Source organism: Nocardia sp. NPDC003693 (assembly GCF_053981095.1).
In genome coordinates this window covers 33,152-51,005 of record NZ_JBSFNO010000049.1, presented here as the reverse complement: position 1 = coordinate 51,005, position 17,854 = coordinate 33,152, and the positions used below count along the sequence as shown (strand labels likewise).

The window sequence follows — 17,854 nt, the reverse complement described above, 5'->3', positions numbered from 1 at the left end:
GGTCGAACCGCACGCCAGTGCAGCAAGGCAACTCGACGTATGCGCGGCCGGGTGGCCTGGGCGGTGCTTTCCCGGCGGGCCAGGGCAGCCGGGGTCATCGGAATCGATCGGTGCGGCCGGGGCCGAAGCGAGCGGCAGTCGGGTAACCGGAGTGGTTGGGCGGCCCGGCAATTCACGGCGATGCTGTCGGAAACGCGGATCGGGCCCGGCAATCGCCGGGCCCGATCCGTTGTCATTCGTGCCGCGCGCGTGAATTCACGCGCGCCGCTCAGTAATTGCGCGTGCCGCGGCGCTGCTGCTCGCCGGTGGCGGCCGACTGCGGGCGCGAGGCCCGGCGGCGGGGCGCTCCCGCGTGGGCGCGGGCGCCGTCGGTGCTGCGGGTCGCGGTGGCCGAACGCTCGTCTGAGCGGGCCGCACCGGCGGCACGACGATCGCCGGACTGGGGGCTGCGCACGCCGCCGGTCGCGGTGCGGCCACCACCGGTAGCGGTGCGACCGGCGCCCGCGGTCGTGCGACCGCCGCCGGTGCTCGCGCCGCGGTTGCCGGCGCCCGTGCCGCGAGCCGCGCCGTTACCGCCGCGTCCGCCGCCCGCCGGGCGGGCCTTGGCCGGGCGGGCGGACTGCCCGCCGCCGGGGCCGCGGCGCCGGCCGCGGTTGCCCGCGACATCGCGGTCGTCGGAATCGCCTGCGCCGGTGGCGGTTCCGGGGGTGACCAGGGGTGCGATCGGGCCGACCAGGGCCGTCACCGCGGGGGACTGCGCGGTCACGCGCTCGGGGCTGACGTTCAGGCCCGCCTTGCGCAGCAGCACCGCGACGTCCTTGCGCTGCTCGGGGAGAACCACCGTGACCACGTCGCCGGAGGATCCGGCGCGGGCGGTGCGGCCCGAACGATGCAGGTACGCCTTGTGTTCGGCGGGCGGATCGACGTGCACGACCAGCTGCACGTCGTCGACGTGCACGCCGCGGGCGGCGACGTCGGTCGCGACCAGGACGCGCGCGGTGCCCGCGGCGAACTGGGCCAGGTTGCGATCGCGGGCGGCCTGGGACAGGTTGCCGTGCAGATCGGTGGCCGGGATGCCGGCCGCGGTGAGCTGCTTGGCCAGCCGGCGCGCGTGATGTTTGGTGCGCATGAACAGGATTCGGCGGCCCTCGCCCGAAGCCAGGGCGTAGACCAGGTCGCGCTTGGCGTCGCCGCCGCCGCTGACCTCGAATACGTGGTGGGTCATGTCCGGCACCGGCGAGTGGGCCTCATCGACGGAGTGCGACAGCGGGTTTCGCATGAAGCGCTTGACCAGCTTGTCCACGCCGTTGTCGAGGGTGGCCGAGAACAGCAGGCGCTGTCCGGTGGCCGGGGTCGCCGCCAGGATGCGGGTGACGCCGGGCAGGAAGCCCAGATCCGCCATGTGATCGGCCTCGTCCAGGACGGTCACGCGGACCGCGTCCAGCGAGACCAGGCGCTGCTTCATCAGGTCCTCGAGCCGGCCGGGGCACGCGACGACGATGTCGACGCCGGACTTGAGGGCCCGGGCCTGACGGTTCTGCGGCACACCGCCGAAGACGGTGGTCACGGTCAGCCCGACGGCGCGGGCCATGGGCTCGAGCGCCGCGGCGATCTGGGTCGCCAGCTCGCGGGTCGGGGCCAGGATCAGGCCGACCGGATGGCTCGGGTCGGTCGCGCCCGCGCCGTCGGCGAGCCGTTCGACCAGCGGAATCGAGAAGGCGAGGGTCTTACCGCTGCCGGTGCGGCCGCGGCCGAGCACGTCGCGCCCGGCGATGCTGTCGGCCAGGGTCGCGGCCTGGATCGGCAGCGGTGCGTTGATGTCGTTCTTCGCCAGGGCGGCGACGATCGCCTTGCGCACGCCGAGGGCGGCGAAGGACACGGGAGGAGTCGTCATAGGAAGTACGGGTGCCTTTCAGCATCGGAAGTAGCCGCAGCGGTCACAGGACTGTTCGTCCGTACCTTGCTGAGTGCGCTGCGTGGCCGACGCGAAGAGAAGACATCCACGACGGAAGGAGTATGCAAGATCAATACTCGGTAGTCACAACCATAGCCCACCTCGCCGGATTCCCCGCTATCGCTGTGACGTGTCCGGCATTCTCCCTACGCCGGTGCGCCCGCGCCCTGCCCGGCGCGGGCGCGTGGCCCCGGCGCCCGCACGTGGGTGCGGGCCGCCGGGCCGGAACCGGTGGCGCTACATACCGATTGCGTACAGCAACCACCCGACGACGACGTCCTGGGGCGCGCCCATCAGGAATTGCGCAATCGCGTTGGAAACGCCGTTGATGAAGTTCATCGCACTGATCCTTCGTCGTAGTCGATGTCACCCCCGACTGGCCCGTCTGTCCGGTCCATCGGGGTCCGCGAGATGCCCGTTACCGATCGGCAATCGTGGTGGGCTGCTCCGCCGTTCGAATCGTCCGGCGCTAGCGCGAACCGTTCCTGCCCGGTCGCGGCATGACGTTCCGGGTGCTGCGCGGGGGCAGCGGGCGAACCTGCCGGCGCTGGTGAGCGAGCTGCGCGGGGAAGGTGCTGTGCTGCTTTCGCATGTTACCGCCTCAGATGTAGTACTCTGCGTGAACTGACTGAAACGTAGTACTACGGATGGAGTGGTGTCAAGTGGTTCGGACGAATCCCGAGCGACGGCAGGCCCTGCTGGACGCGTCGATCGAGGTGCTGGCCAGGGAAGGGGCCCGCGGGCTCACGTTCCGGGCCGTGGACAAGGAAGCCGACGTGCCCGCGGGGACGGCGTCCAATTACTTCCCGGGCCGGGACGCCCTGCTGGTGCAGGTCGGGAATCGCTACTACGAGCGGCTCATCCCCGGTGAAGAGGCCATGGCGAAATCGCGTGGCCCGCAGACGCGCGAGTCCATGACCGAACTCATGACCGAGGTGGTCGAGCGGGTGTCCCAGTTCCGCACCGGATATCTCGCGATTCTGGAGTTGCGGCTCGAGGCCACCCGCCGCCCCGAACTCCAGGCGCTGCTGACCGAACGGGTGCGCGCGGACCTGGATTTCAATATCGCCAACTACCGCGATTCGGCTCTGCCCGGCGACGAGGAGGCGGTGGTGATGCTCTATCTGGCCTTGAACTGGCTCATCCTGGATCGCCTGACCCTGCCCGGCATCTTCGACGAGAAGCGCGCCGCCGAACTGGTGAAAACCCTGGTGGACCGGGCTATTCCGGCGACGTGAGGCACGGGTGCCGCGGGTGCGCTCGCCGAATCCGGCGCGCGCGAGCAAATCTCGGGGAATAGGGCATGTGCCCGATACCGCGTCCGGCCCTCCGCTCCTAGAGTCGGGACTTCTGGGGCGGGGCTCGGACGAAAGGGCATTCATGAGGGTTTCGAAGAAGTCGCTGATCGCCGGGGTCGCGGTGGCCGCGAGCGCGCTGGCGGGCACCGTGGTCGCGGGCGCGGGTGACGCGTCGGCCGCGGTCGGCAAGCTGGTGGATATGAGCTGTGTCGGCCTGAGCCCGAACGTGATCGACATGCCGTACAGCGCACAGGTGATCGTCGATCCCACCTACGACGCGCCCGCGGGGACGGCCTCGTTCACCATTCGCGGCAACAGCAGCCTGTGGGGCTACGGCACCCATCCGACGCTCACCTGGACCAACCTCGCCACCGGCGCGAGCGGTTCGCTGACCGGGCACGGCCAGGCCACCCTGGGCAACGGCAGCACCGTGTACTTCTCCCACATCCCGACCGGCACCGGCCCGCTGCGCGTGGACCTCTCGGTCACCAACACCGGCTGGTTCCCGATTCCGGCCATCAACTGCTCGGGGACCAGTTCCCTCGATTAGCGCGCGGGGCACAGTCTTTCGGCGACATGGCGGGCTCGGCACATGCCGAGCCCGCCGTGTGCGTTCGGGCGCTAGGTCTGGCGCAGCGGCTCGTACTCGTCGGCCTCGAGACCGAAGGTCCAGGCGACGCCCTGCTTGGCGGTCGTCGTGTCCGGGGGCACGCGGAGCCAGTAGGTGTTGAAGGAGCCGTCGGGCTCGGGGGTGCTGTTGACGACCTCGACCATCGCCACGTCCTCGTCGTCGGACAGCGGTATGCGCCAGAGGATTCCGGTCTCGTCCCGATGGACCGGCTCGGCGTTGGACTCGGCGAGGTACCGGTCGTAGCCGAAGTGCTCGAGCATGACGCGGCGCAGCTCGGCGTTGGACTCGGCGCGGATGCGCGCGGGTGTCAGGGACGCCAGTTCGTCGAAGAAGCCGTCGGGCACGGGCATGCCGTGCCAGGCGGCCAGGGTGAAGCCGTCGGCGTAGCGCAGGGCCGGGCCGTCCTCGCTGTGCAGGCGGCCCGCCTCGTCGCGGCGCAGCCGCACCGGGCGCTCGCTGAAGACCACCACGTGTTCGAAGGGCCACCACCAGCCCGTGTTTCGCGCCAGATCGGCGAGCGGGGCCAGGCGTTCGCCGCGCTCGTGGAACGCCACCAGCCACGGCGCGTCGTGCTGTCCCAGGACAGCGTCGAGCAGGATTCCGCGAATCTCGCTCACCGCCGCGCCGCGCGTCCGGCGGGTCTCGGCGGTGTCGCGCCTGCCCTCGGGAGCGGGGCCGAGCAGCGCGTCCACCACGCCCGCGCGAATGCGATCGGTGAGAGTGCGCGTGGTGTCCCACAGTTGCGCGCCGGTCGCGTTCCACAGCTCGGCCCAGCCGCCGGGACCCAGATCCCGGTGCGCGCTCTCGCGTTCGGCCGCCCACGGCCGCGTGCGCACCGCGTCGCGCACCGAGTCACCGCGCCGTTCCAGCGTGCGAATGGCGTGTACGGCCGCCAGCGGCGAATCGACCCAGACGTAGCGGGTCGGCACCGCGAGCCCGGCGGCGCGGTACGCCCGGCGCGCGGCGGCCTCGGCGGCGGCGCGGTCGGCCGGACCGGTGGCGGCCGCGACCGCGCGCCACTCGTCGATGTGTTGCATGTGAAATCCCGTCTGTGGCCGGTGAATCGGAAGCAGGGTAGGTCAGTCGGCGACGATGCGCACGGCGCCGGGCAGATACTCGCGCTGGCGCACCACGCGATACCAGCCCTTGGGCAGCACGATGGCGGCGTGCTCCTCGTGCACGAGGCGCCCGCCCTCGGGCAGATGCATGAGGGTCCGGGCGCCGGCGCGAATCAGCCTGCCGGGCGCGGCGACGGCGTGCGCGTGCCCGGTGACCTCGCCCAGCGCCAGCACCATGCGGCCCCGGGTGTCACGCGGCAGCCCGGCATCGGCTCGCACGTGCGCCTCGACGGACTCCTCGGCGATCGGCGCGATCAGCACGTCTCCCTGACGGAACATGAACTCTTCCCTTCCCCGGCCGTCGCCCCGTGCTTCGGCACGTTCACGAAAGTACGGGCGGGGTACGACAATTCGCGGCGCCCGGGAATTTCGCCGGGGCCGCGCCCCCGGGCTGTCGGGCGGGCTTGGTAGAACTGGCAGCGCACCTCGACCACCATCACCGAACAGGCGTACGGAGCCCGCGATATGGCCATTTCCACCCATCTGCAGGAGTTCCACGGGCTGCCCGTGTTCGACTTCCCCGATGCCACCTCCACGGCCGAACTGCCGGCCGCCGATCGCACGGCCTGGCGCATCGCCATCGAGGCGTGGGATTCCAAGGAGACCTGGGCGGAGGCGTTCGCGCGGTTCCTCGTGGCGGTCGAGACCACGGCGGTGCGCGCGCTGATCGTGGGCACCTGGGGCGAGGGCGACGAGGATTCCGAGCCGGTGGTGGCCGCGCTGATCGCGGCGCGGGAGTCGTTCCCGGCGTTGCGCGCGATCTTCCTGGGCGACATCACCTACGAGGAGAACGAGATCTCCTGGATCCACCAGTGCGACGTGACGCCGCTGCTGGAGAACTACCCCGAACTCGTCGAGTTCGGCGTGCGCGGCGGGGAGAACCTGTCGTTCCCGCCGATCACCCACGCGCGCCTCGAGTCGCTGACGGTGGAAACCGGCGGTCTCGGTGTGGACGTCGTGCGGGGCATCGGCGCGAGTGAGTTCCCCGCACTCACGAAACTCGACCTCTGGCTCGGTACCTCCTGGTACGGGGCCACCGCCACGGTGCCGGATCTGGAGCCGTTCCTGTCCGGTTCGCGCCTGCCGAAACTGACCTCGCTCGGCCTGCGCAACAGCGAGATTCAGGATCAGATCGCCGTCGCGGTCGCCGCGGCACCGGTCGTCGCGCAGCTGCACACCCTGGACCTGTCGATGGGCACCCTCGGCGACGAGGGCGCGGAGGCGCTGCTCACCGGTCAGCCGCTGACCCATCTGCGCGCACTCGATCTGCACCATCACTTCATCGGCCCGGCGATGGTCGCCCGTCTCACCGCCGCGCTCGAGCCGGCCGGGGTCGTCGTGGATCTCACCGGCGCCGAAACCGAGGAGGACGAGGAAGATTCTCGGTTCCGGCGCTACACCGCCGTGGCGGAGTGAACGCCGGACCCCGCCTGGCCGTCGTCGGCAATCCGGAGAACCGCCGCGTCACGCTGTTCCGGGACGCGGTGCGCCGCGCCGGATTGCCGCCGGCGCGGCCGGTGCCGTGGCTCGACGTGCTCTGCGGGAGCGCCGAATTCGAGGCGGGGGAGCTGGTGCGCTTCGATTCGCCGGGGGAGAACCCGGAGGTCGAGCGGATCCTGCGCGGTGTCAGCGATCCGACCCGGGTCGAGGGGACCGCGCGGTGGTACACGGGGTTTCGCGCGGCGGCTGACTCGGTGCGCGAACGCGCCGGGGCCGCGGGCGCGCGGCTGCTCGATGATCCGGCCGAGCTCGCCGTGCTGTTCGACAAGCGGCTGTGTCACGCGCGGGTGGCGAAGGCCGGTGTGCCGGTGCCGTTCTCGCCGACGTCCGGCTCCACGGCCGTTCTCGGCTGGGACGAGATCCGAGCCCTGATGGCCGATTCCGGGCTGCGCCGGGTCTTCGTCAAACTCGCACACGGCTCCTCGGCCTCGGGGGTCCTGGCGGTGGAGACCGCCGGGCGCGGCCGGGTACAGGCCGTGACCTCGGTGCAGCGGGACGAGCACGGGCGACTGTTCAACACGCTGCGCGTGCGCCGCTACCGCACCGAACTCGAGGTGGCCGCCATCATCGACGCGCTCGCTCCGGACGGCCTGCACGTCGAACGCTGGCTGCCCAAGGCGTCGCAGGACGGGCGCAGCGCGGATCTGCGGGTGGTGGTGATCGGCGGGCGGGCCACCCACGCGGTGCTGCGCACCAGCGCATCGCCGCTGACCAATCTGCATCTGGGCGGTGCGCGGGGGGATCTGGGCGCGGCGCGCGCGGCCATCGACGCCGCGGGCGGGCGGTGGGAAGAGGTGTTGCGCCTGGCCGAGCGGGCCGCGGCCTGCTTCCCGGGCTGTTCGCGGGTCGGGGTGGACGTGCTGCCCGGTGTCGGCTGGCGGCGGTTCGCGATCGGCGAGGTCAACGCCTTCGGCGATCTGCTTCCCGGACTGACCGGTCTGGACGGTAGTGGTGCGGAAACCCGCACCACCTACGATGCGCAGGTCGACGCGATAGCCCGCGGAACCGAGACCGCCCGCAGAACGAGGAATGAATCAGGTGTCAGCGCCTAACCCGCACCCCGGTCAGCCGGATATGAACGAGGTCATCGGCCGCGACGATCTGCTGCTGGTCACCCTGGACACCCTGCGCTTCGATGTCGCCGCCGAATTGCTCGCGGCCGGGCGGCTGCCGAATCTGGCCCGGCACCTGCCGAACGGCGAGTGGGAACGGCGGCACGCGCCGGGCAGTTTCACCTACGCCTCGCACCAGGCCATCTTCGCCGGCTTCCTGCCCACCCCCGCCTCGCCCGGCCCGCACCCGCGGCTGTTCGCCTCGCGGTTCGCGGGCAGCGAGACCACCGCGGGCCGCACCTACGTCTACGACACCCCCGATCTGGTGTCCGCGCTCGCGGCCGAGGGCTATCGCACCGTGTGCGTGGGCGGGGTCGGATTCTTCAACCGGCAGGGCGCGCTCGGCTCGGTACTGCCGAATCTGTTCCAGGACAGCCACTGGGAGCCGGAGTTCTCGGTCGCCGCGCCCGCCGCCTTCGAAGCGCAGATCGAGCGCGCCGAACAGGTCATCGCCGCATTGCCCGCCGAGCGCAGGATCTTCCTGTTCGTCAATGTGTCCGCGCTACACCAGCCCAACTGGTTCCATTTGCCGGGCGCCACCCGCGAAGCCGGCGACTCCCGGGAAACCCACGCCGCCGCACTGGAATACGTGGACCGGCACATCGGCAGGCTGTTCGCGGCGGTCAGCGCCCGGCGGCGCTGTTTCGCCATCGTGTGCTCCGATCACGGAACCGCCTACGGCGACGACGGTTTCACCGGCCACCGGCTCGGCCACGAATCGGTGTGGACGGTGCCCTACGCCCACTTCTTTCTCGAGGCAGCCACATGAGGACGATCACCCGGCCGCGGCCCTACCGGAACTACGTCTACGGGTACCCGCACAAGACGGCGTACCGGCCGCTGGCGGACCGGCCGGCGCTGGCGGAGCTGTGGGCGGACGAACCCAAGGACGCGCTCTCGCTCTACGCCCATATCCCCTTCTGCGAGTACCGATGTGGGTTCTGCAACCTCTTCACCCGGGTCGGCGCGCCCGAGGATCTGACCGGCCGCTACCTCGACGCGCTCGAGCGGCAGGCCCGCGCGGTGCGGGCGGCGCTGGGCCCGGGACCGGTGCGATTCGCCGCCGCCGCGTTCGGCGGCGGCACCCCGACCTTCCTGAACGCCGCTGAGCTGGAACGGCTCTGCGACATCGCCGAGCTGCGCATGGGCGCGGACCTGCGGGAGATCGCGCTGTCGGTGGAGACCTCGCCCACCACCGCCACCGCCGACCGGCTCGCGGTGCTGGCCGAGCGCGGGGCGACCCGGCTGAGCATCGGCGTGCAGAGTTTCGTCGACACCGAGGCCCGGGCCGCGGTGCGTCCGCAGCGCCGGGCCGAGGTCGAGGCCGCGCTGGAAAGAATTCGGGCGGTGGACATTCCGATCCTGAACATCGACCTGATCTACGGCATCGACGGGCAGACCGAACGGAGCTGGCTGACCTCGCTGGACGCCGCGCTGGCGTGGCGGCCCGAGGAGCTGTACCTGTATCCGCTGTACGTGCGGCCGCTGACCGGGCTGGGCCGCGCGCAGCCCGGCAGCGAGGCCGACTGGGACGAGCAGCGGCTGCGCCTGTACGCGATCGGCCGGGATCACCTGCTGGACAACGGCTACGAACAAACCTCCATGCGCATGTTCCGGCGGGTCGGCGCGGCGGCGAGCGGTCCGGACGACTACGCGTGCCAGACCGACGGCATGATCGGGCTCGGCTGTGGTGCGCGCTCGTACACCGCCGGGCTGCACTATTCGTTCGACTACGCCGTGGAGACCCGCGAGGTGCGTGGCATCATCGACACCTACACCGAGACTGTCGATTTCACGCGCGCCGAGGTCGGCCGCCGGATGGACGAGCACGAGGCCCGGCGCAGGCATCTGCTGCAATCGCTGTTGCAGGCCCAGGGCATGGAGATCGCCGAGTATCGCGCGCGTTTCGGCGGGACCCCGCACGAGCACTTCCCCGCCGAGCTCGCCGAGTTCGAGGAATTCGGCTGGCTCGCAACCGGAACCGGCCCCGATCTGCTCCGGCTCAGTGCCGACGGACTGGCCTACTCCGACGCCCTGGGCCCGCGGCTGTTCTCCCCGGAGGTACACGCGGCCATGGCGGCCTACGAAGCGAAGTGAGCCCGTGGATCTGACCATTCTCTATCGCGGTCCGCTGGCCTCCTGCGATTACGACTGCCCGTACTGCCCCTTCGCCAAGCGCCGGGACTCCCGCGAGCAGTTGCGCGCGGATCGCGCCGCGCTGGAACGGTTCGCCACCTGGGTCGGCGAGCAGCACGGAGACCGGCTCTCGATCCTGTTCACCCCGTGGGGCGAGGGCCTGGTCAGATCCTGGTATCGCCGCACGCTCGTGGAACTCTCGCGGCTGCCCCAGGTCGCGCGGGTGGCGATCCAGACCAATCTGAGCTGCCGCACCGACTGGCTGGCCGACGCGGATCCGGACACCCTCGCGCTGTGGTGCACCTATCACCCGGATCAGACGCCCTACGACCGCTTCACCGGTAAATGCGCGGAGCTGGCCCGGCTCGGAATCCGGTACAGCGTCGGCATCGTCGGTTTCCCCGACCACCTGCCCGCCGCCCGGCGGCTGCGCGCGGACCTACCCTCGCACGTCTACCTGTGGGTCAACGCACCCGAGGGACATCCGCTGACCGACGCGCAGGCCGCGGCCTGGACCGAACTCGATCCGCTGTTCGGCTACAGCCGCCACCCGCACGCCTCGGCCGGAATGCCCTGCCGGACCGGTGAATCGGTGATCTCGGTGGACGGGGACGGCACCGTGCGCCGCTGTCATTTCATCCCCGCCGAACTCGGCAATCTCTACGACGGCAGCTATCGGGAAGCCCTGCGCCCCCGGGCCTGCCCACTGGCGCAGTGCGATTGCCACATCGGCTACGTCCATCTCGAAACCCTGCCGCTCTACGACGTTTTCGCAGGTGGCGTCCTCGAGCGCATTCCCGTCGGACTGTCCGGCTAGTCTGCGTCCACGTGGACACATTCAGCGAATCGCTAATGTCCTTCGCACGGGGGGTACTCGGCGGGGCGATAGAACAGCACATGTGGTTTTCCGGGCAGATTCCGCCGGGCCGGACCGGGTGCAGCGTGATCACCGGGATCGCGCGCATCGGCGAGCGCGAGTTCACGCGCTCGGGGCAACTGGGGAGTTTCGCCGAGGACCTGACCTTCATGTGGACCTGGGCCAAGCCCGACACCGCGGGCAGGCCGGGGGCCGAACACTCGGCGCGGCTGCGGGATATCGGGCTGCGGCACGACATTCCGGAGTTCACCACCGAACTGGTGGATCTGGGCGGCTTCCACGATCCGAAGCTGGCGGCCGATCACCTCGCCCTCATCTGCATGGGCGCGCTCGGCGCGCGGGGCATGACGAAGTTCAATCACGGCGGCCGGGCCTACACCTACCTGGTGACCGACGACGAGAGCGTGACCCGCGCCGAACCCGATCCGGCGCAGACGGGTTCGATCCTGCGCATCGCGGCGGAGCTGCTGCCCGGGGGCGGTGCGCGCGCGGTGATCAGCGGCTACGCGCACGGCCGCGGGCTGCCCGTGCGCGTCGCGCCCGCGCCCGAGATCGCCGAGCTGACCCTGCCGGGGGACTATCGCCTCGCGTTCGAGATCGACGAGTGGGACACCATCGCCGACGTCGCGGTCTTCGGCCCGGACGGCCGGGCGTTCGCGCCGGCCCCCGCGCCGAGCCAACCCGACCGGCGCGGAACGCCTTTCGTGCCGGACGCGCTGCTCGCCGCGCTCGCGCCCGCGGTGCCGATCGTGGCCGGCCATCGCGGGGACACACCGGGCTACGGCGATCCCGCGCTGTTCGACGCGGAGCCGCGGGGCGCCGAGATCGGCCACTTCGACCCCGAGACCGAGACGTGGACCTGGGCGACGGCCGACTGGGCGGGCAGCGCCGCGGTGCGCGCGCTGGCCGTCGAACACGGTGCGCCGCAGCTGAGCACGGACCGGGTGGACCTGTCGCACGCTCCGGTCGCCCGCAATCTCGCGACGCTGCTGGCGACGGCCGCGGTCCGGCTGGGGGACGGGCGGGGACTGCAGTACTACCGCCGCCCCGGCCGCGCCGGCTACTCCTGCTACGCGGTGACGGACCCGGATGTCGAAGTCTCCCCGAGCGATCCGGATATCGCCTGCCAGGTGATCGAGCACGCCGCGGACGTGGTGAACCCCCTCACCGACCCCGCCAACCGCTACAGCGTCATGCGGGAGATGATCGTCGGCTACTTCCGGCACCACGGCCTGCCCGTGCTGTACGTCGCCGAGCCGGAGCTGCTGATGGCCCACTTCGGCCTGTACGAGGTGCGCGCCGAGTTCGGGATCGACGGCTCCCTGATCCGCGCCGGATACGGCCTCGTGGGCGGCATACCCCTCTGAGGAGGTAGATATCTCTGCCACACAACGTCATCCGCGCACGGAAAAGCGCCGCGGGCGGGAGCCTGCGGCGCTTGCGGTAGGGGTGGGGCGGTTACGCGGCGTTCAGGGGCAGGGAGATCACCAGGTCCTGTTCGTTCTCGGGCAGGTAGTGCACCCGCACCACCCGGCCGATCTGGACCTGGCCGACCTGGCTGGTCGGGAGGAACTTCTCGGTGCGGGCCTCGAACATGCTGCCGTCGGGGCGGGTCACCAGCAGGGTGAGATCGAGGCGGGGGTGACCGTCGCGGATCTCGCCGGGCACCGACAGCGACCGGACCACCGCCTGGGCGGGTACGCCGCGGCGGGCGATGTCGAGCTTGGCGGGGGTGGTGATGCCCTTGCGGACCATCGCGGCGTTCATGGCGTCCTGGGCGGCGACCGCGTCACCGGAGTGGTCGATCTCCACCCGGTCGGTGCGGCCCGGCAGGTACCGCACCGGCAGCACCACGCCGGTGCGCAGCAGGGCCAGTTCGGTGAGCGGCACGATCATCTTGGCGTGCGAGGGGAAGACCTTGCCGTCCACGCCCTCCACCCGCAGATCGATCCGCACCTGCGGCTGATCATTGAGGGTGACGCCGGTGTGGCTGATGCCCTGTACGGTGCCAAGGCCGATCAGGCCGTTGCGGAATTCGGCGCTGTTGTTGCCGGTCAGGGCGGACATGATGCCGTCGCCGGTGAAGGCGAAAGCCATGGGGACGATGGTGAATCCGATGATCGGCAGGGCCATTTGCCAGCCGACCCAGCCGAAGACGTCATCGGAGGTGAGGCCGTGGAACAGGTAGTAGGCGATGGACAGGCCCAGGAAAACGAGGGCCCCGACGCGGATCTGGTTCTTCATGATGTCCTCGGGATCGGTGCTGATGAATCGAGTTGGGGGAGCCCGCTCGTGCCCGGCCGGGCACGAGCGGGGTGGAGCTGTCAGAGCGGTTGCCGCGTCGGGCGGCCGGTGGAAGGCCTCTGCCTCAGGAGCCGACGATGTCGGAGCAGGCGAAGGTGATCTCGAACTTGGAGTTCTTGACACCCGCGGTCGGGTTGCTCATGTCCGGGGTGCCGACGCCCTCGCCGGTGACGGTGTAGGTCTTGCCGTCCTTGACGACCTTCGCCGAGCCGCCGGGCATGCCGTTGCCGAAGCCGATGGCGTAGGGCAGGCCGTTGTCGCCGCCCTTGCTGCCCGCGATGCCGACCGCCTGCACGGTGCTGTCGTCGGTCAGGGTGGCGCTCACGGTGAGCTGGCCGTAGGTGGCGTTGGCGGTGTCGGTCAGCGCCAGGGCCAGGGTTCCGCCCTGCTTGACGCAGGTGGTGTCGAACGTGCCGTCCAGCGTCTTGCCGTCCACGATGGCCGAGGACTTTCCGGCCGGTGCGGCGTTGCCCGGGGTGGCGGCGCCGGTGGCGGCCGAGGTGCTGGAGGTGGAGCTGCCCGAGTCGTCGCTGCAGCCGGTGACCAGGAGGGCGGCGGTGGCGGCGGCGGTGAGGGCGGCGGCGATGCGAACGGACTTGGTGTTCATGGTGTTTCCTCGATCTTCTGTGGTGGCTCCCCGGTGGAGCCGTTGAGAGAACCGTAGAAACCGGCCGACGCCCTACCGATACCAACTTTCGGTGCGTGATCGGGGCGAGAACTCCGCTAGCCTGGGCGAATGCGACGACCGAGGGCGATGGTGCTGGACGAGGTCTGGCGCCGCCTCGACGGTGTCGAGGCGTTGAGCGGGCCGCACGGCGGGCCGTTGCGCCGCACCGTGAACCTGATACTGGATCCGCTGGTGATCCGGCCGGTACAGAATCCGCTGTGCGCGGGGTCGGTGCTGAGCGCGGACGGCGCGGTGCTGCTGACCACGCGCCTGCTCGCGGCCGCGGACGTGCTGCGCGCGGCCGCGGCCTGGTTCACCCTGCTCAAGCAGGTGCGGCGGGCCCTGCGAATCACCGAGGGCAATGCCCAGGACCTGTACTTCCAGCGGTGCTTCGAGCTGGCGACGGTGTCGGGCCTGCCCGATCCGGTGCGGGACCGGGCCGCGGCCGAGGCGGCGCTGCGCGAGATCCACGACATGACCGCCGGGCGGACCACCCAGGCGCTCAAGGAGTATCTGGCCGACCCGGAGCAGGCGCGCGAGCTGGACGAACTCATCGCGACGGCGTGGCGGCGGCGGCCTTTGAGCCCCGATCCGGATCCGACGATCGCGCTCGCCGAACTGCTCGACGCGTGCGCGGCGGGCCGTCTCGGCGAGCCCGAGCCCGACGTGGACATCGAGGACCTGACCGCGGCCTACGTCGGCACGCACAGCGGAATCCGCATGTGGCGGGCGGAGAACGGGAACGCGGCCCAGGAGCTCGGGCTCACCGCGCACGAGCTGCCGCAGCCGCCGGGCGTGGGCGGTTCGGCGTCCAAGGCGAGCCTGGGCCTGCCCTTCGATCGGACCATTCACGAGCGCGTGTTCACGGTGTTGCAGGCGTCGAGCGAGCGGGCGGAACTGCCGCCCATTCCGGAGCTGGTGACCGCGGAAGTGGCGCGGGCGTGCTCGCCGTGGTCGCTGCTGGACGAGTCGCTGCGCGTGGCCGCCGCGGCCGGTTCGGTGCTGGCGGCACAGCTGCGGCCGATCGTCGCCGACCGTGCGGGCGTGCGCGGGGAGGGCGATCGGTGGCATGCCGGTGCCGAGATGCGCGCGCCTCTGGCAGGGACGCCGGCGGCGGCCGGCGAGCGCGGCGGGACCACCGCGCCGGACGATGCGCGGGGTGGGGTCGGTGCGAGATCCCGCCCGGCCCGGGATGGCGCGGGGTGGGACGGTGCCGGAGCGGGTGTGCGTGCGGCCCCGGATGGCGGTGTGCTCGGTACGGGTGGCGAAGTGGTTGCGGTCCACGGTGATCGGGCACTCGGGAACGGGCGAGGGGAGTCGGCGGCCGCGCGGGTGATCAACGCGCGGTGGCAGCGGGAAGCCTACGTGCTGCAGGCCCGGCGGCTGGTGGTGCGGGCGGAGGGGGCGAGCGGGCCGCTGGAGGCGATCGCGGCGGAGCTGCGCGTGCCGTGGCGGGTGTATTCGCGGCGGCTGTGGGTGCGGTTGCACGGGCGGGACGTGCGCGAATTCCCCGTGTACGCGCCCCATGAGCTGTGGGATGTGCTCGACGGGGTGGCGCGGTCGGTGATCCTGGACCACCGGACCCGCGTCAAACGCGCCCTGGCGACGACCGAGATCGCGGCGGAACCGATGGAATCGAGGGCGGGATGAGCGAGGTGGAGATTCGGCGGCTCGCGGACGGGCTCACGGGCATCCTGGCCCCGGGCGCGCCGAACGCGCTCGATGCGACGGCCGAGGTCGATGTCATGGTTCTCGAGGTCGCGGGCGGGCACCTGACGTGGAATGTGCTTGTCCCGCAGCAGCTTCCGTCGGCGGTGATCGACGACGCCGAGCTCGCGCAGCAGTGGGTGTGGGCGCTGTACGGGGAATCGATCGCGCTCGCGCTGGACGACGCGCTCACGGCGGGCGAATCGAGCGCCGCGTCGCCGGACGGGTTCACGGCTTCGTCGACGGCCGCGGCGGACCCGGGGCAGCCCGCGCTGGCCGCGAGTGCGCGGCGGCTGGCGTACGCGCACTGGGCATCTCGGTGGTGGCCGGCCTCGACTATCGACGCCATCCCGGCACTGGATCCGGGGCTGCTGGACCGGGACATCGCCGCGCTCACCGAGGAATGCGAGTTCCTGGTGGACGGCGCCGACGCCGTCGTACCCGCGGTGTCCGCGCCGGTCGAAAGCCTGCCGCGGGCAACGGATTACGCGCTGGCGGCCGGGTCGGACGGCGAACAGCCGGGTGCGCTGGTCCTGGCGCGCGGCCGCGGCGGCTGGGATTGGCGGTACTGTCCGCCCGGGCTGGTGGACGCCTCCGAGCGGGCGGTGTCCTGGCGTGTGGTGCGCGCGGGCGGGGAGACGACCGTGGCGGTCAGCGCGGCCGCCGCGCCGGAGGCTCCCGGGGATGTCGCGGCGTACCTGCGGCCCTGGGCGCGTATCGATTCCGGCGGCACGCTGGTCGAGGCCGCCCTGACGCCCAGTGGTGGGGCATGGGTGGGCGCGGCGGCGGTGTCGTCCGCGGGCGCGCCGGTCCACGTCGATATCCACGTGCCGGGCTTCGGCATTCGTACCGGGGACGCCTCGGTGGACCTGCGGTCGCGGATCCGCGACTTCGCGGCGGCGCGGCTGCGGCACGCCGCCGGTGTCAGCGCCCATGAGCAGAGGGACGCGCCGCTGCTGGCCGAAATCGCCGCCGCCGCTGAGGATTCGGACTTCTGACGTGCCCATGACCAGTGGTGCGGGCCCCGAGGAGTCGCCGGCGCTGCGGGCCGGGGCCGAGGCGATGGTGCGCGGGGATCTGCGCGAGGCGCTGCGCATCTTCGACGCGGCGGTGCTGACCGAGCCGGGCGATTACGCGCTGTGCGCACTGGTCGACGCGGCGTGTGTCGCCGATCAGCTCGGTGAGCACGCCGAGGCGGTGACCCGATTCCGGGAAGCGCTGGCGCGCATGCCCGGCCACGCGCCGCGGATGCGACCGGTCGCGCTCATCAACCTGTCGCAGGCGCTGCAGCACCTCGGGGATCTGGACGGCGCGCAGGAGGCCATGGAGCGGGCGCGGGCGGTGCTGGCCGCCCCGGACGCGCCCGCGGATCTGCGCTTCGCCGGGCTGGTCTCGGCCACCGCGCTGGCGCTGCACCGGCAGCAGTGGTCGCGCGCGATCGAACTGGGCAACGAATCGCTGTCCGCCGCGGAGCATTACGCCCCCGCGCAGGCCGGGCATCCGCTGATGAACCTGGCGGCCGCGCATTTCGAGACCGGGCGCTGGGAACTGGCCGAGGATTTCGCCGGGCAGGCGCTCGCTGCGTTCGCCGGCGCCGGGGACAGTTCCGGGGTGGCCGAGACGACGCAGAATCTGGCCATCATGCATTCGCGGTCCGGTCGGTTCGACGAGGCCGAACGGCTGCTGCTGGCCGCGCAGAAGTACTTCGACGAGACCGGGGTCGCCTACCGGGCCGGGATCGGCTGGAAGGTCATGGGTTTCATCGCCGAGCAGCGGACGGACCTGAACCTGGCCGAGACCCGGTATCGGCAGGCGCTCGCGCATTTCGAGGAGTCGGGCGCGGTCATCGACGCCGCCGATGTCCGAACCCGTTCGGCCATGGTCGCTTTCGCCGCGCACCGCTACGCCGACGGGGAGCGCGCCCTGGCCGACGCCCGCGCCACCTACGCCGGCCACGGCCTGGGTCTGCACTGCGCCCAGCTGGACTACTGGCACGCCGGGCTGCTGGAACCGCTGCTCGAGGCCGATCCCGCCCTGCTGCCCCGCGCGGTCGATCTGGCCGTGCCCGCGGCCCTGGCCCTGGACGCGGTCCGCTACGAACTCCCCGACGGCCCGCAGCGCGAAACCTGGAGCCGCCGCATCGCCGATCCCGCGCTGCGCGTCGCCTTCCGCTACGCCTACCTCGCGGGCGATGCCCGCCTGATCGCCGATCTGATCGAAACCAGCTGCGTCGGAACGACCCTCGATATCGGCCGGATCGCCGCCGCCACCCCGGTTCCCCATCATCTGAACCTGCTCGAGCCCATGGCGCCCCCGTCCCCGCCCGCCGCCGCGGTGGCCGACGCCCTGCACCTGGGCAGCGCGCTCGCCGCCGTGGCGGCCGGCGCCGGCCTGCCGGTGGCCCCGCCCCCGCACGTGGCGGTGGCCCCCGACGGCCACCTCGCCCTCGCCCCCTGGATCGCCGCCGCCGAACAACGCTACGGCCGCCGCCTCCGCGACGATCGCGTGGTCACGTCGTGAATGCGGCCGTGAGCGGGCAGCCGACGGCAC

At 71.7% G+C, this 17,854-nt stretch carries 16 protein-coding genes; 11 read left to right on the top strand and 5 right to left on the bottom strand.

Going from position 1 to position 17,854, the window contains the following annotated elements:
- Positions 1-268: 268 nt before the first annotated feature.
- Positions 269-1,894, bottom strand: a complete 1,626-nt coding sequence (locus tag ACWDOP_RS34690; RefSeq protein WP_456348449.1) for a DEAD/DEAH box helicase — start codon at positions 1,892-1,894, stop codon at positions 269-271.
- A 722-nt stretch (positions 1,895-2,616) separates the two neighbouring features.
- On the opposite strand from ACWDOP_RS34690, the gene ACWDOP_RS34685 reads away from it, so the two are divergent.
- Together ACWDOP_RS34685 and ACWDOP_RS34680 are read left to right on the top strand one after the other, a co-directional pair.
- Positions 2,617-3,192 carry a TetR/AcrR family transcriptional regulator gene (locus ACWDOP_RS34685; protein WP_456348448.1) on the top strand — a complete coding sequence of 192 codons (576 nt, stop codon included), beginning with the start codon at positions 2,617-2,619 and terminating at the stop codon, positions 3,190-3,192.
- Positions 3,193-3,334: 142 nt separating this feature from the next.
- On the top strand, positions 3,335-3,802 hold the full coding sequence (locus ACWDOP_RS34680) for a hypothetical protein (RefSeq protein WP_456348447.1): 468 nt from the start codon (positions 3,335-3,337) through the stop codon (positions 3,800-3,802).
- A 71-nt stretch (positions 3,803-3,873) separates the two neighbouring features.
- Here ACWDOP_RS34680 and ACWDOP_RS34675 read toward each other — a convergent pair whose 3' ends face one another.
- Positions 3,874-4,920, bottom strand: coding sequence for a DUF6745 domain-containing protein (locus tag ACWDOP_RS34675; RefSeq protein WP_456348446.1), 1,047 nt, complete (start codon positions 4,918-4,920; stop codon positions 3,874-3,876).
- A 42-nt stretch (positions 4,921-4,962) separates the two neighbouring features.
- Positions 4,963-5,280 carry a hypothetical protein gene (locus ACWDOP_RS34670; protein WP_456348445.1) on the bottom strand — a complete coding sequence of 106 codons (318 nt, stop codon included), beginning with the start codon at positions 5,278-5,280 and terminating at the stop codon, positions 4,963-4,965.
- A 186-nt stretch (positions 5,281-5,466) separates the two neighbouring features.
- Here ACWDOP_RS34670 and ACWDOP_RS34665 point away from each other — a divergent pair, with 186 nt between their 5' ends.
- Genes ACWDOP_RS34665 through ACWDOP_RS34640 form a run of 6 tightly spaced genes read left to right on the top strand, consistent with a single transcriptional unit; the run spans position 5,467 to position 11,993 of the window.
- On the top strand, positions 5,467-6,417 hold the full coding sequence (locus ACWDOP_RS34665; RefSeq protein WP_456348444.1) for an STM4015 family protein: 951 nt from the start codon (positions 5,467-5,469) through the stop codon (positions 6,415-6,417).
- On the top strand, positions 6,414-7,553 hold the full coding sequence (locus tag ACWDOP_RS34660) for an STM4014 family protein (protein WP_456348443.1): 1,140 nt from the start codon (positions 6,414-6,416) through the stop codon (positions 7,551-7,553). The genes ACWDOP_RS34665 and ACWDOP_RS34660 overlap by 4 nt, the downstream gene beginning before the upstream one ends.
- Positions 7,540-8,382: an STM4013/SEN3800 family hydrolase gene (locus ACWDOP_RS34655; RefSeq protein ID WP_456348442.1), complete on the top strand. Its 843-nt coding sequence runs from the start codon at positions 7,540-7,542 to the stop codon at positions 8,380-8,382. The genes ACWDOP_RS34660 and ACWDOP_RS34655 overlap by 14 nt, the downstream gene beginning before the upstream one ends.
- Positions 8,379-9,710: an STM4012 family radical SAM protein gene (locus ACWDOP_RS34650; RefSeq protein WP_456348441.1), complete on the top strand. Its 1,332-nt coding sequence runs from the start codon at positions 8,379-8,381 to the stop codon at positions 9,708-9,710. Before ACWDOP_RS34655 ends, ACWDOP_RS34650 begins: the two co-directional genes overlap by 4 nt.
- A 4-nt stretch (positions 9,711-9,714) precedes the next feature.
- The gene (locus tag ACWDOP_RS34645) at positions 9,715-10,566 is read left to right on the top strand and encodes an STM4011 family radical SAM protein (protein WP_456348440.1); all 852 of its coding nucleotides are present in this window, start codon (positions 9,715-9,717) and stop codon (positions 10,564-10,566) included.
- 35 nt (positions 10,567-10,601) lie between these two features.
- A complete protein-coding gene (locus ACWDOP_RS34640) occupies positions 10,602-11,993 on the top strand; it encodes a DUF6882 domain-containing protein (RefSeq protein WP_456348439.1) in 1,392 nt (463 codons plus the stop codon).
- A 91-nt stretch (positions 11,994-12,084) separates the two neighbouring features.
- Here the strand turns inward: ACWDOP_RS34640 and ACWDOP_RS34635 are convergent, their stop codons facing one another.
- Complete coding sequence (locus ACWDOP_RS34635) at positions 12,085-12,870, bottom strand: hypothetical protein (protein ID WP_456348438.1); 786 nt, start codon at positions 12,868-12,870, stop codon at positions 12,085-12,087.
- 124 nt (positions 12,871-12,994) lie between these two features.
- Complete coding sequence (locus tag ACWDOP_RS34630; RefSeq protein WP_454201325.1) at positions 12,995-13,537, bottom strand: lipoprotein LpqH; 543 nt, start codon at positions 13,535-13,537, stop codon at positions 12,995-12,997.
- Positions 13,538-13,684: 147 nt separating this feature from the next.
- Here ACWDOP_RS34630 and ACWDOP_RS34625 point away from each other — a divergent pair, with 147 nt between their 5' ends.
- From ACWDOP_RS34625 to ACWDOP_RS34615, 3 genes are read left to right on the top strand one after another with little or no spacing between them, the layout of a single operon-like run.
- Positions 13,685-15,247 (top strand): hypothetical protein, encoded by a 1,563-nt coding sequence (locus tag ACWDOP_RS34625; protein WP_456348461.1) that lies wholly within the window; start codon positions 13,685-13,687, stop codon positions 15,245-15,247.
- Positions 15,244-16,302, top strand: a complete 1,059-nt coding sequence (locus ACWDOP_RS34620) for a hypothetical protein (RefSeq protein ID WP_456348437.1) — start codon at positions 15,244-15,246, stop codon at positions 16,300-16,302. Before ACWDOP_RS34625 ends, ACWDOP_RS34620 begins: the two co-directional genes overlap by 4 nt.
- A 7-nt stretch (positions 16,303-16,309) precedes the next feature.
- Positions 16,310-17,824, top strand: a complete 1,515-nt coding sequence (locus ACWDOP_RS34615; RefSeq protein ID WP_456348460.1) for a tetratricopeptide repeat protein — start codon at positions 16,310-16,312, stop codon at positions 17,822-17,824.
- Positions 17,825-17,854 lie beyond the last annotated feature (30 nt).